Here is a 14,109-nt window from a genome sequence, read left to right as displayed (position 1 = left end):
CACACTGATTTTGACTATAAATTGCACACGTTGCAAAGATTTTTCGTTATTGCAGCGCAGCAAAGCAGCCAAAAGCGGTCAAAATCCTTATCATTGAACGTCTAAAATTATTAACATACGGATTGGACAGAAAGCATGGATGTCGGAGCACGACTACGGATGGTTCGCGAACGCATGGGTCTTTCCCAGCGCGAACTGGCCAAACGAGCTGGCGTTACCAACGGCACGATCTCTTTGATCGAGCAGAATCGCGTCAGCCCTTCGATCAGTTCGCTGCGCAAGGTGCTGGAAGGCATGCCGATGACCCTGTCGGATTTCTTCACCTTTGACGCAGACCCGCAACAGCCGCGCGTGTTCTACACCCACGACGAGCTCCCCAACCTGGGCAACGACCAGATCCAGCTGCTGCTGGTCGGCACGTCCCACGAGCGTCGCGACATCGCCATCCTGCGCGAGGTGTACCAGCCCGATGCCGATACCGGCCCGGAAATGCTGATGCACGAAGGCCAGGAAGGCGGCGTGGTCCTGAAAGGCAGCATCGAAGTTACCGTGGGTAACGACGTGCGCGTCCTGGGGCCGGGCGACGCTTATTACTTTGATAGCAAGTTGCCACACCGTTTTCGCAACGTCGGCGGCGATACCTGCGAAATAGTCAGCGCAAGTTCGCCCCCTACGTTCTGACCGCCCCCGACACCGGGCGGATAGACACAACAAAGGAGAAGCACAATGGCCCGCACCCACGCTGAGTGGAAAGCCCTTTCCAGCGACCTCAAGATCGAAGGCCGCGCCTTTATCGACGGGCATTACGTCGACGCGGCCGATGGCCGCACCTTCGATTGCATCAACCCGGCAACCGGCGCCAAGCTCGCCAGCATTGCCTGGGCGGGTGAGCACGAAGTGGAGCTGGCGGTCAAAGCCGCCCGCCGCGCCTTCGATAACGGCGGCTGGGCCGACCTGGCCCCGCTGGTCCGCGGCCGCATCCTGAAGCGCTTTGCCGCACTGATTCGCGAGCACCGCGATGAACTGGCACTGCTGGAAAGCCTGGATGCCGGCAAGCCGATCGGCGACACCACCACGGTGGACGTACCGGGTGCAGCCTATTGCGTGGAATGGTTTGCCGAAGCCATCGACAAGATCGGCGGCGAAGTCGCCCCGGTCGACCCGAAGCTGGTGGGCCTGGTCACCCGTGAAGCCATCGGTGTGGTGGCCGCGGTGGTGCCGTGGAACTTCCCGATCCTGATGGCCAGCTGGAAGTTCGGACCGGCGTTGGCCGCCGGCAATGCGCTACTGCTGAAGCCGTCGGAAAAATCGCCGCTGACCGCCATCCGCCTGGCAGCGCTGGCCAAGGAAGCCGGCATGCCGGACGGCATCTTCCAGGTACTACCGGGTGCCGGCGACGTGGGCAAACGGCTGGCCATGCACATGGACATCGACTGCATCGCCTTCACCGGCTCCACCGGCGTGGGCAAGCTGATCGCCGCCGACGCCGCGCAGTCCAACCTCAAGCGCGTATGGCTGGAGCTGGGCGGCAAGTCGCCCAACATCGTGCTGCAGGATTGCCCGGATATCGCCCGTGCCGCCCGCACCGCCGCCGGCGCCATCTTCTACAACATGGGCGAGATGTGCACCGCCGGCTCGCGCCTGCTGGTACACGAGGACATCAAGGACGCCTTCGTCGCTGAATTCAAGAAGGCCGCTGCCGGCTACAGTCCGGCCGACCCACTGGACCCAGCCACCGGCATGGGCGCCATCGTCGACCGCCTGCAGTACGACAAGGTGCTGTCCTACATCGACAAGGCCAAGGCCGAAGGTGCCGAGCTGGTATGCGGCGGCAAGGCCGCCCACGTCGATACCGGCCTGTTCATCGAGCCGACCGCCTTCCTCTGCCAGCGTCCGGACATGACCATCTGCCGCGAGGAGATCTTCGGCCCGGTACTGTCCATCATCACCTTCAAGGACGTGGAAGAAGCGATCCGCATCGCCAACGACACCGAGTACGGCCTGGCCGCCGCGGTATGGACCAGCAATGTCACCACCGCGCACCAGGTGTCGCGCCGTCTGCGCGCCGGCACGGTGTGGGTGAACTGCTACGACGAAGGCGGCGACATGAACTTCCCGTTCGGCGGCTTCAAGCAATCCGGCAACGGCCGCGACAAGTCGCTGCACGCGCTGGAGAAGTACACCGAGCTGAAATCGACGCTGATCAAGCTGTAAGCCAGCGCGATCCTTGCACCACGGGCCTGCGGGCCCGTTTTCTTTTTTGTCGGCGGCGAACAGATTCCCCGGCAAAATGTCGCAATAAGCAAAGCAGCCAGGCGGCAACAGCCCGCATACTGTCAGCAAACGGCCGCCCGCCCGACTAAGCACTACCGGCAGCGCCGCCCGCCCTACACCGAAAGAGGTAGCCGGCGGCCTACCACCGGCCAACTGGCAGGGCGCTTGCTTTGACCTAGACTGTGTGCAATTCACCCGTATCGGAAAGTGTCGTATGTTGTCCGACCGCTTTGGCAGAACCATCGAATACCTGCGTGTCTCGGTAACCGACCGCTGCGACCTGCGTTGCAGCTACTGCATCCCGAAAGGCTTCAAGGGCTTCGAAGAGCCGGAAAACTGGCTGACCTTCGACGAGATGGAGCGCGTGATCGCCGCCTTTGCCCGCCTGGGCACCCGCCGCTTCCGCCTCACCGGCGGCGAGCCACTGCTGCGCCGCAACCTGCCCGAGTTGGCTGCACGGCTGTCGGCGCTGCCCGGCGTGGAAGACCTGTCGCTGACCACCAATGGCACCCAGCTGGACAAACACGCCAAGGCGCTGTTCGACGCCGGCCTGGGCCGCCTCAACGTGAGCCTGGATTCGCTGCGCCGCGACTGCGTGCAGGAGATCAGCGGCAGCGACAGCCTGGAGAAAGTGCTGCACGGCCTGTCCGCCGCGCGCGATGCCGGCTTCAAGACCATCAAGATCAATATGGTGCCGATGGTGGGCGTCAACGATGGCGACATCGAGGCGATGATCGCCTTCTGCATCGAACACGGTTTCATCCTGCGCCTGATCGAGGCGATGCCGATGGGCAGCACCGGCCAGCACACCCAGGGCCTGAACCTGTCGCGCTTGCTGGCCGAACTCAGCCAGCGCTTCGACCTGCAGGAAAGCTGCAAGACCCTGGGCGGCGGCCCTGCCCGCTACTGGGAAAGCCGCGACGGCCGCTTCACCCTGGGGCTGATCACGCCGATGTCGCAGCACTTCTGCGCCACCTGCAACCGCGTGCGGCTGTCGGTGGACGGCACTATGTACATGTGCCTGGGGCAGGAGGAACGCTTCGAACTGCGCCCGCTGCTGCGCGCCGGCTGCAGCGATGCCGAGCTGGAAGCCGCCATCCGCCACGCCATCGAACTGAAGCCGGAAAAGCACGAATTCATCGAGCGCCCGAACCAGGTGGTGCGCTTCATGTCGATGACCGGCGGCTGACGCAAGGTTGGCCGCAGCCGCTGCGGCCAACCTTGGCGGGCTCTGCTGCAGCCGGTTTCCCCTTGAGACTGGCCGCACCAGAACCTCTCAAGCGAGCCGCATCATGAACTCGGTCGAACCGCTGCTGGAAGGCTTCCGCCGCTTTCAGCAAGACTATTTTTCCCCGGAACAGAACCTGTACGAAGCGCTGCGCCACGGCCAGCACCCGGCCACGCTGGTGATCGGCTGCTGCGATTCGCGCGTGCACCCGCCGGCACTGATGAGCAGTCAGCCGGGTGAGATGTTCGTGGTGCGCAACGTGGCCAACCTGGTGCCGCCCTACGATGCCGGCAACCAGCACGCCAGCGTGGCGGCGGCGCTGGAATTCGCGGTGCTGAGCCTGAACGTGGAGCGCATCATCGTGATGGGGCACGCCGGCTGTGGCGGCATCCGCGCGCTGATGCAGCGCAGCACGCCGGCGGACAGCGCCCTCACCCGCTGGCTGGACATCGCCGCGCCGGCACGCGATTTCGTCTACCGCAGCTACGGCCACGAGGACGAGGCGCAGCGCCTGCGCCGCTGCGAACAGGCCGCCATCATGGTGTCGCTGGACAATCTGCTGAGCTACCCGTGGCTGGCAGAAAAAGTGCAGGCCGGCCAGCTGGTGCTGGACGGCTGGTACTTCGATCTCAACGACGGCGCACTGTGGGGCTACGATGCCGCCGGCAAGGCCTTCGTGCCGCTGGTGTGCCCGCTGCAACCCAGACAGCAGGCCTCCGCCGCCTGAGCCAAGGTTGGCCGCACGCTGCGGCCAACCTTGCGCGCAATGACAAAGCCCTTTCGCCAGGCGAAAGGGCTTTGTCGTGCGGCGCGCTACATTACCAGCCCGGGCAAGCACCGGGCCGGCATGCACTAACTCAGCGCAACACCACGGTGCGATTCCCGTTCATGAACACCCGGCGCTCCAGATGGAAGCGCACCGCGCGCGCCAGCGCCAGGCACTCCATGTCGCGGCCGACGGTCAGCAGCTGCTCGGCGCTGTGCGCGTGATCCACCCGCTCCACCACCTGTTCGATGATCGGGCCTTCGTCCAGATCGTCGGTCACGTAGTGCGCGGTGGCGCCGATCAGCTTCACGCCGCGCGCATGCGCCTGGTGGTAGGGCTTGGCGCCCTTGAAACCGGGCAGGAAGGAATGATGGATGTTGATGGCGCGGCCGGACAGCAGGCGCGAGGTGTGTTCCGACAGCACCTGCATATAGCGCGCCAGCACCACCAGCTCGGCGCCGGTGGCTTCCACCAACGCCAGCAGCGCCGCCTCCTGCTGCGGCTTGCTGTCCGCCGTCAGCGGCAGGTGGTGGTAGGGAATGCCGTAGGCCTGCGCGATCGGCGCCAGGTCCGGGTGGTTGGACACCACCGCCACCACATCCATGTCCAGATCGCCCATCTTGCGGCGATACAGCAGGTCGTTCAGGCAGTGATCCAGCTTGGACACCATGATCAGCACGCGCGGGCGCACGCGGCTGTCGTGCAGCGCCCACTCCACCACGCCCTGCTCGGTCAGGCCGGCCAGGCCCTCGCGCAAACTGCTCTCGGCAAAAGTGCCATCCAGCGCGTGAAAGGTGCAGCGCACGAAAAAGCGTTCGGTGTCCGGGTCGTCGAACACCGCCAGTTCATCGATATAACAGTGTTGCTGGTCCAGCAGCTGCGAAATGCGGGCAACCTGGCCCGGGCCGCTGCGACAGGTGCAGGTCAGGGTGTAACGGTGGGATGCGGTCATGGTGTTGTCTCCTTGTGCCTGCCATTCATCTTGCCAGCCCGCGCGGGGCATTGCGGCCAACCTTAGCCTGCTGCTAGCTTGCATACTGGTCGCCAGCCGTCACCGGATGGCCATTTCTGGACATTCGCCGTGGTCGGGCCGACATGGGTTGATGTCGGAAACAGACAGGAATCGCCGCGACAGTCGTGGCCCAATGCCGTCATACCATAGGGCGACCAGCAAGGAGACGACGTGAACACCCCCATTCTGTGCAGTTATATCGGTGGCCGCAGCATCGACAATCCGGCGCTGCCGCTGCTGGACAATATCGAACCGGCCACCGGCAAGGTACTGTGCCGCGTCCAGCAGGCCGGCGACGACGAAGTGGCGCTGGCGGTCGAGACCGCCAAGCAGGGCTTTGCCGTGTGGTCGGCGATGAGCGGCGCCGAGCGCGGCCGCATCCTCAACCGTGCCGCGCAGCTGCTGCGCGAGCGCAACGCCGAGCTGGCGCTGCTGGAAGTGCGCGACAACGGCAAACCGATCCAGGAAGCCGAGGTGGTGGACGTGATGTCCGGCGCCGATTGCGTGGAATACTTCGGCGGCCTGGCCGCCAGCATCCATGGCCAGCAGTTCGCACTCAAGGGCGCCTTCGCCTACACCCGCCGCGAACCGCTGGGCGTGTGCCTGGGCATTGGCGCCTGGAACTACCCGATCCAGATCGCCTGCTGGAAATCCGCGCCGGCGCTGGCCTGTGGCAATGCCATGATCTACAAACCGGCCTCGCTCACCCCGATGAGCGCCATCGAGCTGGCCAAGATCTACACCGAAGCCGGCGTGCCGGATGGCGTGTTCAACGTGATCCTCGGCAGCTCCAAACCGGCACGGCAGCTGATCGCCCACCCGGACGTGGCCAAGGTATCGGTGACCGGCTCGGTGGAAACCGGCAAGGCCATCATGGCCGATGCCGCCAAGACCCTGAAGCGCGTCACCATGGAACTGGGCGGCAAGTCACCGCTGATCATCTTCGACGACGCCGATCTGGACCAGGCAGTGTCCGCCGCCATGCTGGCCAACTTCTACACCCAGGGCGAAATCTGCACCAACGGTACCCGCGTGTTCGTACACGAGTCCATTCACGATGCCTTCCTGGAAAAACTGGTAACCCGCACCCGCAAGCTGAAGATCGGCGACCCACTGCTGCCGGACACCCAGGTAGGCGCGCAGATTTCCGGCGACCACGCCGCCACCGTGCTGCGCTATATCGAACAGGGCATCGCCGAAGGCGCCAGCCTGCTGGCCGGCGGCCAGCGCGTGGAAGTGCCGGGCTGCGAGGGCGGCCACTTCGTCGCCCCCACCATCTTTGCCGGCTGTCACGACGAGATGAGCATCGTGCGCGAGGAAATCTTCGGGCCGGTGATGTCGGTGCTGAAATTCAAGGACGAGGCCGAGGTGCTGGCCCGCGCCAACGACACCCGCCTCGGCCTGGCCGCCGGCGTGTTCACCCGTGACCTGGCGCGCGGCCACCGCATGGTTGAAAAACTGCAGGCCGGCGTTTGCTGGATCAACAACTACAACATCACGCCGATCGAAATGCCGTTCGGCGGGCTGAAGGAATCCGGCATCGGCCACGAGAACAGCCTGGCCACGCTGGACTACTACACCCAGCTGAAGAGCGTGTACGTGGAGCTGAGCGGCGTCGCCTGCCCGTACGAATAAGGCACGCGCCCCCGGCGCCCCACTCGCCCGCTGCGGCCAACCTGGCGCGGCGGGCGCGCCCGTACCGTTTACCGCAATGTCCGCCCACCCTGAACGCGGCCCCGCCGCAAGAGAACGGTCATGAAACAGGAATTCGACTACATCATCGTCGGCGCCGGCTCCGCCGGCTGCGTGCTGGCCGCGCGGCTGACCGAGGATGCCGATGTCAGCGTGCTGCTGCTGGAAGCCGGCGGCCCGGACTGGCGGCTGGACTGGCGCACGCAAATGCCGTCGGCGCTGGCCTATCCGCTGCAGGGCAAGACCTACAACTGGGCCTACACCACCCAGCCCGAGCCGCACATGGGCAACCGCATCATGACCCAGGGCCGCGGCAAGGGCCTGGGCGGCTCCTCGCTGATCAACGGCATGGTCTATATCCGCGGCAATGCCATGGATTACGACAACTGGGCCAAGAACAAGGGGCTGGAAGACTGGAGCTACCGCGACTGCCTGCCCTACTTCCGCAAGGCGGAAACCTATGACAAGGGCGGCAACGACTACCACGGCGACGCCGGCCCGCTGCACGTCACCACCCCCAAGGCCGACATCTCGCCGCTGTTCGCCGCCTTCGTCGCCGCCGGCGAGCAGGCCGGCCACCCGCGCACCGACGACCTGAACGGCTACCGTCAGGAAGGCTTCGGCCCGATGGACCGCACCACCACCGCCGACGGCCGCCGCTGCAGCACCTCGCTGGCCTACCTCGATACCGCGCGGCAGCGGCCAACCCTGCAGGTGAAAACCCGCGCCGTGGCCGACCGCATCCTGTTCGACGGCAAGCGCGCCATCGGCGTCAGCTACCTGCAGGGCGGCAGCTGGCATGAGGCGTACGCCAGCCGCGAGGTGATCGTCAGCAACGGCGCCATCGCCAGCCCGCAGCTGCTGCAGCGCTCCGGCGTGGGCAATGCCGACGAGCTGCGCGCCATGGGCATCAATAGCGTGGTGCACCTGCCCGGTGTGGGCGAAAACCTGCAGGATCACCTGGAGATGTACCTGCAGTACGAATGCCTGAAGCCGGTGTCGCTGTACCCGGCGCTGCAGTGGTGGAACAAGCCGCCGATCGGCATCGAATGGTATCTGCGCGGCACCGGCATCGGCGCCAGCAACCACTTCGAGGCCGGCGGCTTCATCCGCAGCAGCAGCGAGTTCGCCTGGCCCAACCTGCAGTACCACTTCATTCCGCTGGCGATGAACTACGACGGCAGCAACCCGGTGAAGGCGCACGGCTTCCAGTGCCACGTCGGCTCGATGCGCTCGCCCAGCACCGGCAGCGTCAAGCTAAAGAGCTGCGACCCGCGCGACCATCCGATCCTGCGCTTCAACTACATGGCGCACGACATCGACTGGCAGGAGTTCCGCGCCGGGGTGCGCATCACCCGCGAGATCATCGCCCAGCAGGCGATGGACGAGTTCCGCGGCAAGGAGATCAAGCCCGGCATGATGATCAAGAGCGATGCCGAGATCGACGCCTTCGTGCGCGAGCACGCCGAGACCGCGCTGCACCCGTCCTGTACCTGCAAGATGGGCGACGCCAGCGACCCGATGGCGGTGGTGGATGGCGAAGGCCGCGTGCATGGCCTGGCCGGCCTGCGCGTGGTGGATGCGTCGATCATGCCGCAGGTCACCACCGGCAACCTCAACGCCCCCACCATCATGCTGGCGGAGAAGATCGCCGACCGCATCCGCGGTCGTGCACCGCTGGCGCGCTCGCAGGCCGCCTACTTTGTTGCCGGCCAGCAGCCGGTCAAACTGGCCGAGGCCGCTGCGCGCGACCCGCAGGCCGCCCTGCTGTGGTACCCGCCCAAACCAGCGACCGTACGCTGATTCGTCTGAGGTATGGCCTCCCTTCTGGCGCACCGTGTGGTGCGCTTTTTTTATTGGCGCCATCGGCAGGACAAAAAAAACGGCCCGCCAGTTGCGAGCCGTTTTTTCATATCCGAATATTTCAGCAGATGACTGCCAGATCTTCCTTCGACAGCCAGTCGCTGCCACCACGCGGCCAGGCCACCAGCACGCCGCGCGCCTTGTCGTAGGCCACCACGGTGCCGTCGAACTTCTTCACATAGCCATGCGGGGCGTAATTCACGCGCAGACCGGCTTCCAGTTGAGTGTTGTTGTTACGCAGCAGTGCCAGCAGGCTAGAGATAATGTATTTCATTTCAGCTTCCAATATGTTTTCAGTCATCAAACTATGCCGGAATTGTAGCGCCATCTTGTGCAATGCAACATCAAGATTGCGACATCAATGTTCGATACTGATCATATAAATGTATCTTTACGAATCCATTACAGTCGATAACGAAAACACCTCGCCGCCACACCATCGCCAGCGCCCGCCTCCCGCCGGCCAGGCAAACTGTCGCAAAAAAGCCGCATTTCTCATAAAAATCAAAATATTAGAATCGGCCACCCATGCTGCCGGCCGCCGCCGCCGCATTGCCATAGCCGACCGCTTTCATGCCATGACCGACGCAAATAGTGTGCTTTTCGCCGCCGCTGCGCGCCACGCCGCCACCGCGCTGCCGGGCGGTAAAAAAGCCACCGCCGGCATGCATTGACGCCCTTCCGGGTGCTCTCTAGATTGACTGACAGCCATGTCAGGCAGACAGGAGAGATCGCCCGGGTACGCACCCAGCGGCGGCGCCGAAGGGGAATCGCCCCGAAAACTCTCAGGCAAAAGAACTGTCCTGCCCAGGCTCTCTGGAGAGCAGATGCGCGCCCGCGCATCTCGCCGAAGGCAGCACGGCGCGTCAGCAGCACCACGCGCCCAATCTCTCAGGCACACGGACAGAGGGGGCAAACACGGTCGCCAGCGACCACCCACCCCGTTTATCGGGCTTGCGGCCAACGTTGGCCGCAGCCCACCCGTTTGGAGAGCGCCATGTTTACCCAGGATATGCAGATTGCCGGCTTCGACGACGCCCTGTGGGCCGCCATGCAGGCCGAAGACCAACGCCAGCAGGACCACATTGAGCTGATCGCCTCCGAGAACTACACCAGCCCGCGCGTGATGCAGGCCCAGGGCAGCCAGCTCACCAACAAGTATGCCGAGGGCTACCCCGGCAAGCGCTACTACGGCGGCTGCGAACATGTGGACGTAGTGGAGCAGCTGGCCATCGATCGCGCCAAGCAGCTGTTCGGCGCCGACTACGCCAACGTGCAGCCGCACTCCGGCAGCCAGGCCAACGCCGCCGTCTACATGGCGCTGCTGGAGCCGCACGACACCGTGCTCGGCATGAGCCTGGCCCACGGTGGCCACCTCACCCACGGCGCCAAGGTCAATTTCTCCGGCAAGATCTACCACGCGGTGCAGTACGGCCTGAACCCGGAAACCGGCGAGATCGACTACGACGAAGTGCAGCGCATGGCCAATGAATACCAGCCGAAGATGATCGTGGCCGGTTTCTCCGCCTACTCGCTGATCGTCGACTGGAAACGCATGCGCGAGATCGCCGACAGCATCGGCGCCTACCTGTTCGTGGACATGGCGCACGTGGCCGGCCTGGTGGCGGCCGGGCTGTACCCGAACCCGATTCCGCACGCCCACGTGGTGACCACCACCACCCACAAGACCCTGCGCGGCCCGCGCGGCGGCCTGATTCTGGCTGCAGCCAACCCGGAGCTGGAGAAGAAACTGAATTCGGTGGTGTTCCCCGGCATCCAGGGCGGCCCGCTGATGCACGTGATCGCCGCCAAGGCGGTGGCGTTCCAGGAGGCGCTGCAGCCGGAGTTCGTCGACTATCAAAAACAGGTGCTGACCAACGCTCGCGCCATGGTGGCGGTGTTCCAGGAGCGCGGCTACAGCATCGTGTCCGGCAAGACCGACGACCACCTGTTCCTGCTAAGCCTGATCGACAAGGGCCTGACCGGCAAGGCGGCCGACGCCGCGCTGGGCGCCGCCCACATCACCGTGAACAAGAACGCAGTGCCGAACGACCCGCAAAGCCCGTTCGTGACCAGCGGCATCCGCATCGGCACCCCGGCCATCACCAGCCGCGGTTTCAAGGAAACCGAAGCCCGCCAGGTGGCGCACTGGGTGTGCGACATCCTCGACGATATCGACAACCCGGCAGTCAGCGAGCGGGTGAAACGCCAGGTGGCCGAGCTGTGCGCCGCGTTCCCGGTATACCGCGCCGCCAACGGGAGCTGATCATGGCCCTCAGCGTGTTTGATCTGTTCAAGATCGGCATCGGCCCGTCCAGCTCGCACACCGTCGGCCCGATGCGCGCCGCGCGGCAGTTTGTCGCCCGTCTGGAAAAAGACGGCCTGCTGCCGGCGGTGGCCAGCGTGCGCTGCGAGCTGTTCGGCTCGCTGGGCGCCACCGGCAAGGGCCACGGCTCCGACATCGCGGTGCTGCTTGGCTTGCAGGGCGAGCTGCCAGATGAAGTGGACACCGACGCGGTGCCGGGCATGGTGGCGGCGATTCGTGACAGCAAGCGGCTGCGGCTGCTGGGCAGCTACGAAATCGCCTTTGCCGAGGGCGAGCACCTGGTGCTGCACAAGCGCAAGACGCTGCCCTTTCACCCCAACGGCATGACTTTCGAGGCGCGCAACGCTCAGGGCGAGACGCTGGACAAGCGCGCCTACTACTCGGTGGGCGGCGGTTTCGTGGTGGACGAGGCGGCGGTGGAAGCCGGCTTCACCCCGCCGGGCAGCGAGGAGCTGCGCCATCCGTTCAGCAGCGGTGCCGAACTGCTGGCACTGTGCCAGCGCCACGGCAAGAGCATCAGCCAGATCATGCTGGAGAACGAGCTGGCCTGGCGCAGCGAGGAGGAAGTGCGCGCCGGCCTGCTGCGCATCTGGCAGGTAATGCAGGGCTGCGTGCAGCGCGGCTGTGCCCACGAAGGCATCCTGCCGGGCGGCATGAAGGTGAAGCGCCGCGCCGCCGACCTGTACCGCAAGCTCACCGATGCGCCGGAAGCCAGCCTGCGCGACCCGCTGACAGTGATGGACTGGGTGAACCTGTACGCGCTGGCGGTGAACGAAGAGAACGCCGGCGGCGGCCGCGTGGTGACCGCGCCCACCAACGGCGCGGCCGGCATCATTCCGGCGGTGCTGCACTACTACGCGCGCTTCGTGCCCGGTGCCAACGACGACGGCGTGGTGCGCTTCCTGCTCACCGCCGGCGCCATCGGCATCCTGTTCAAGCTCAACGCCTCGATCTCCGGCGCCGAGGTCGGCTGCCAGGGCGAGGTCGGCTCCGCCTGCTCGATGGCGGCCGGCGGCCTGGCCGAGGTGATGGGCGCCACGCCGGAGCAGGTGGAGAACGCCGCCGAGATCGGCATGGAACACAACCTGGGGCTGACTTGCGACCCGGTGGGCGGCCTGGTGCAAGTGCCGTGCATCGAGCGCAATGCCATGGCGGCAGTGAAGGCGATCAACGCGGTGCGCATGGCGCTGCGCGGCGACGGCCAGCACTTTGTATCGCTGGACCGGGTGATCAAGACCATGCGCGACACCGGCCGCGACATGAACAGCAAGTACAAGGAAACCGCCCGTGGCGGCCTGGCGATCAATGTGATCGAGGTGCCGGTGAACATCGTGGAGTGCTGATGTAAATTGCGGCCAACGTTGGCCGCAACAACGACAAACGCCCACTAACCGCGGGCGTTTTTTTGCGTGCCGACTGCCGCCGACTCAGGCCAGCTGCAGGCTGACCGCGATATTGCCGCGGGTGGCGTGCGAATACGGGCACACCTGGTGCGCGGCGTCGATCACCGTCTGCGCCGCCTCGGTCGCCACGCCCGGCAGGCTGATGTTCAAGCTTACCGCCAGGCCGAAACCGCTGTCGTCGCGGCCGATGCTCACCGCCACCGCCACTGCCGCCGTGGCAGGCAATGCCACGCGCTGCTGGCCAGCCACCAGCTTGAGCGCCGACAGGAAGCAGGCGGCGTAACCGGCGGCGAACAGTTGCTCCGGGTTGCTGCCGGCACCGTTGCCACCCAGTGCCGGCGGCATGGCCAGCGCGACATCCAGTTGCCGATCGTCACTGACGGCGCGGCCATCACGGCCGCCGGTGGCGGTGGCATGGGCGGTATACAGAACTTGCATGGTGTGCTCCTGGGGTGTGGTTGATGAGCAGCCATAATAATTACACAACTAAATTGCACACAATTTGTATTTGGCAATACAGCCCATTGCCCACCCCTATCGCCGGCCACGCGCCACAAAAAAAGCCGCCATCCGGAGATGGCGGCTTGCTGCGGGAAATGCCGAATTAGTTGGCCAGGTGGCGCTGCACTGCAGCCATGCCGTCCTTGCCGTCGAAGGTGGTCACCCCCGCCAGCCAGCTCTTCAGCATGAACGGGTTCTTCTTCAGGTAGTTCTTGGCAGCGACTTCCGGTTTGGTTTTGTCCATGATCGGACCCATCACGCGGTTTTCGATGTCGGTGGTGAACTGCAGATTGGTCAGCAGTTTCGCCACGTTCGGACAGCGGGTCTGGTAGTCGGTGGCCAGCGCGGTGTACACCTTGGCCTCGCCGAAGTTGGGGCCGAACACGTCATCGCCGCCAGACAGGTAGGCCATCTTGTATTTCACGTTCATCGGATGCGGTTCCCAGCCCAGGAACACTACCCATTTCTTCTGGCGGATAGCGCGTTCCACCTCAGACAGCATGCCAGCCTCGCTGGACTCTACCAGTTTGAAGCCGGACAGGCCGAACTGGTTCTTCTTGATCATGTCCTGGATCAGGTTGTTGCCGTCGTTGCCCGGCTCGATGCCGATGATTTTGCCATCCAGCTTGTCCTTGAACTTGGCGATGTCGGCAAAGGTTTTCAGGCCGGCTGCCGCCACGTAATCGGGCACCGCCAGCGTGTACTTGGCGCCGACCAGGTTGGGACGATCCAGCACCTTGAGCTGGCCGGCCTTGGCAAACGGCTCGATCATCGGCGTCATGCTCGGGTTCCAGTAGCCGAGGAAGGCGTCGATCTGCTTGTTCTTGATGCCGGCAAAGGTGATCGGCACCGAGGCGATGGTGGTGGTCGGTTTGTAGCCCAGCCCTTCCAGCACCACGCTGGCCATGCCGGTGGTGGCGGCGATGTCGGTCCAGCCGACGTCGGCAAAGCGCACTTTCTGACACTGGGCGGATTCGGCCGCCAGCGCCATGCTGCTGACGGTGCCGATCAACAGCGCCCCCGCAATCTTGTAAGCATTCATTG

The 14,109-nt window shown here is 64.8% G+C and carries 13 protein-coding genes and 2 riboswitches; of the genes, 9 read left to right on the top strand and 4 right to left on the bottom strand.

Translation table 11 applies throughout. The features are described 5' to 3' along the window. Positions 1–135 precede the first annotated feature (135 nt). The 4 genes from ACFOLG_RS03010 (at position 136) to ACFOLG_RS02995 (ending at position 4,229) form a co-directional block, all read left to right on the top strand. Complete coding sequence (locus tag ACFOLG_RS03010) at positions 136–681, top strand: cupin domain-containing protein (RefSeq protein ID WP_386088215.1); 546 nt, start codon at positions 136–138, stop codon at positions 679–681. Positions 682–726: 45 nt separating this feature from the next. Continuing rightward, entirely contained in the window at positions 727–2,214 is a 1,488-nt protein-coding gene (locus tag ACFOLG_RS03005) for an aldehyde dehydrogenase (RefSeq protein WP_386088213.1), read from the top strand. 274 nt (positions 2,215–2,488) lie between these two features. Beyond that, the gene (moaA, locus tag ACFOLG_RS03000) at positions 2,489–3,463 is read left to right on the top strand and encodes a GTP 3',8-cyclase MoaA (protein WP_386088211.1); all 975 of its coding nucleotides are present in this window, start codon (positions 2,489–2,491) and stop codon (positions 3,461–3,463) included. 103 nt (positions 3,464–3,566) lie between these two features. Next, positions 3,567–4,229 (top strand): carbonic anhydrase, encoded by a 663-nt coding sequence (locus ACFOLG_RS02995; protein ID WP_386088209.1) that lies wholly within the window; start codon positions 3,567–3,569, stop codon positions 4,227–4,229. A gap of 130 nt (positions 4,230–4,359) precedes the next feature. Here the strand turns inward: ACFOLG_RS02995 and purU are convergent, their stop codons facing one another. After that, positions 4,360–5,220, bottom strand: coding sequence for a formyltetrahydrofolate deformylase (gene purU / locus ACFOLG_RS02990; protein ID WP_386088207.1), 861 nt, complete (start codon positions 5,218–5,220; stop codon positions 4,360–4,362). Between the two features lie 231 nt (positions 5,221–5,451). Between purU and betB the strand changes: the two genes are divergently transcribed. Both betB and betA read left to right on the top strand, forming a co-directional pair. Continuing rightward, positions 5,452–6,915 carry a betaine-aldehyde dehydrogenase gene (gene betB / locus ACFOLG_RS02985; RefSeq protein WP_386088205.1) on the top strand — a complete coding sequence of 488 codons (1,464 nt, stop codon included), beginning with the start codon at positions 5,452–5,454 and terminating at the stop codon, positions 6,913–6,915. Positions 6,916–7,035: 120 nt separating this feature from the next. After that, positions 7,036–8,775, top strand: coding sequence for a choline dehydrogenase (gene betA, locus ACFOLG_RS02980; RefSeq protein WP_386088203.1), 1,740 nt, complete (start codon positions 7,036–7,038; stop codon positions 8,773–8,775). A 121-nt stretch (positions 8,776–8,896) separates the two neighbouring features. Here betA and ACFOLG_RS02975 read toward each other — a convergent pair whose 3' ends face one another. Further along, a complete protein-coding gene (locus ACFOLG_RS02975) occupies positions 8,897–9,109 on the bottom strand; it encodes a hypothetical protein (protein WP_386088201.1) in 213 nt (70 codons plus the stop codon). Positions 9,110–9,218: 109 nt separating this feature from the next. Between ACFOLG_RS02975 and ACFOLG_RS02970 the strand changes: the two genes are divergently transcribed. The 3 genes from ACFOLG_RS02970 to ACFOLG_RS02960 all read left to right on the top strand — a co-directional run bounded on the left by ACFOLG_RS02970 (position 9,219) and on the right by ACFOLG_RS02960 (position 12,504). Continuing rightward, positions 9,219–9,509: a hypothetical protein gene (locus ACFOLG_RS02970; protein ID WP_386088199.1), complete on the top strand. Its 291-nt coding sequence runs from the start codon at positions 9,219–9,221 to the stop codon at positions 9,507–9,509. A 38-nt stretch (positions 9,510–9,547) separates the two neighbouring features. After that, positions 9,548–9,646, top strand: a riboswitch (glycine riboswitch). A gap of 1 nt (position 9,647) precedes the next feature. Beyond that, positions 9,648–9,746, top strand: a riboswitch (glycine riboswitch). Positions 9,747–9,832: 86 nt separating this feature from the next. Further along, entirely contained in the window at positions 9,833–11,101 is a 1,269-nt protein-coding gene (gene glyA / locus ACFOLG_RS02965) for a serine hydroxymethyltransferase (protein WP_386088197.1), read from the top strand. 2 nt (positions 11,102–11,103) lie between these two features. Continuing rightward, complete coding sequence (locus tag ACFOLG_RS02960) at positions 11,104–12,504, top strand: L-serine ammonia-lyase (RefSeq protein WP_386088195.1); 1,401 nt, start codon at positions 11,104–11,106, stop codon at positions 12,502–12,504. Positions 12,505–12,588: 84 nt separating this feature from the next. Here ACFOLG_RS02960 and ACFOLG_RS02955 read toward each other — a convergent pair whose 3' ends face one another. Next, the gene (locus tag ACFOLG_RS02955; protein WP_386088193.1) at positions 12,589–13,002 is read right to left on the bottom strand and encodes an organic hydroperoxide resistance protein; all 414 of its coding nucleotides are present in this window, start codon (positions 13,000–13,002) and stop codon (positions 12,589–12,591) included. Between the two features lie 166 nt (positions 13,003–13,168). Next, positions 13,169–14,107: a choline ABC transporter substrate-binding protein gene (locus ACFOLG_RS02950; protein WP_386088192.1), complete on the bottom strand. Its 939-nt coding sequence runs from the start codon at positions 14,105–14,107 to the stop codon at positions 13,169–13,171. Positions 14,108–14,109: the final 2 nt, after the last annotated feature.

It is taken from the genome of Vogesella facilis, assembly GCF_042648525.1.
GTDB classification, from domain to species: domain Bacteria; phylum Pseudomonadota; class Gammaproteobacteria; order Burkholderiales; family Chromobacteriaceae; genus Vogesella; species Vogesella facilis.
The sequence above is the reverse complement of the archived record's forward strand: the minus strand, read 5'-3'. Positions and strand labels throughout refer to the sequence as shown.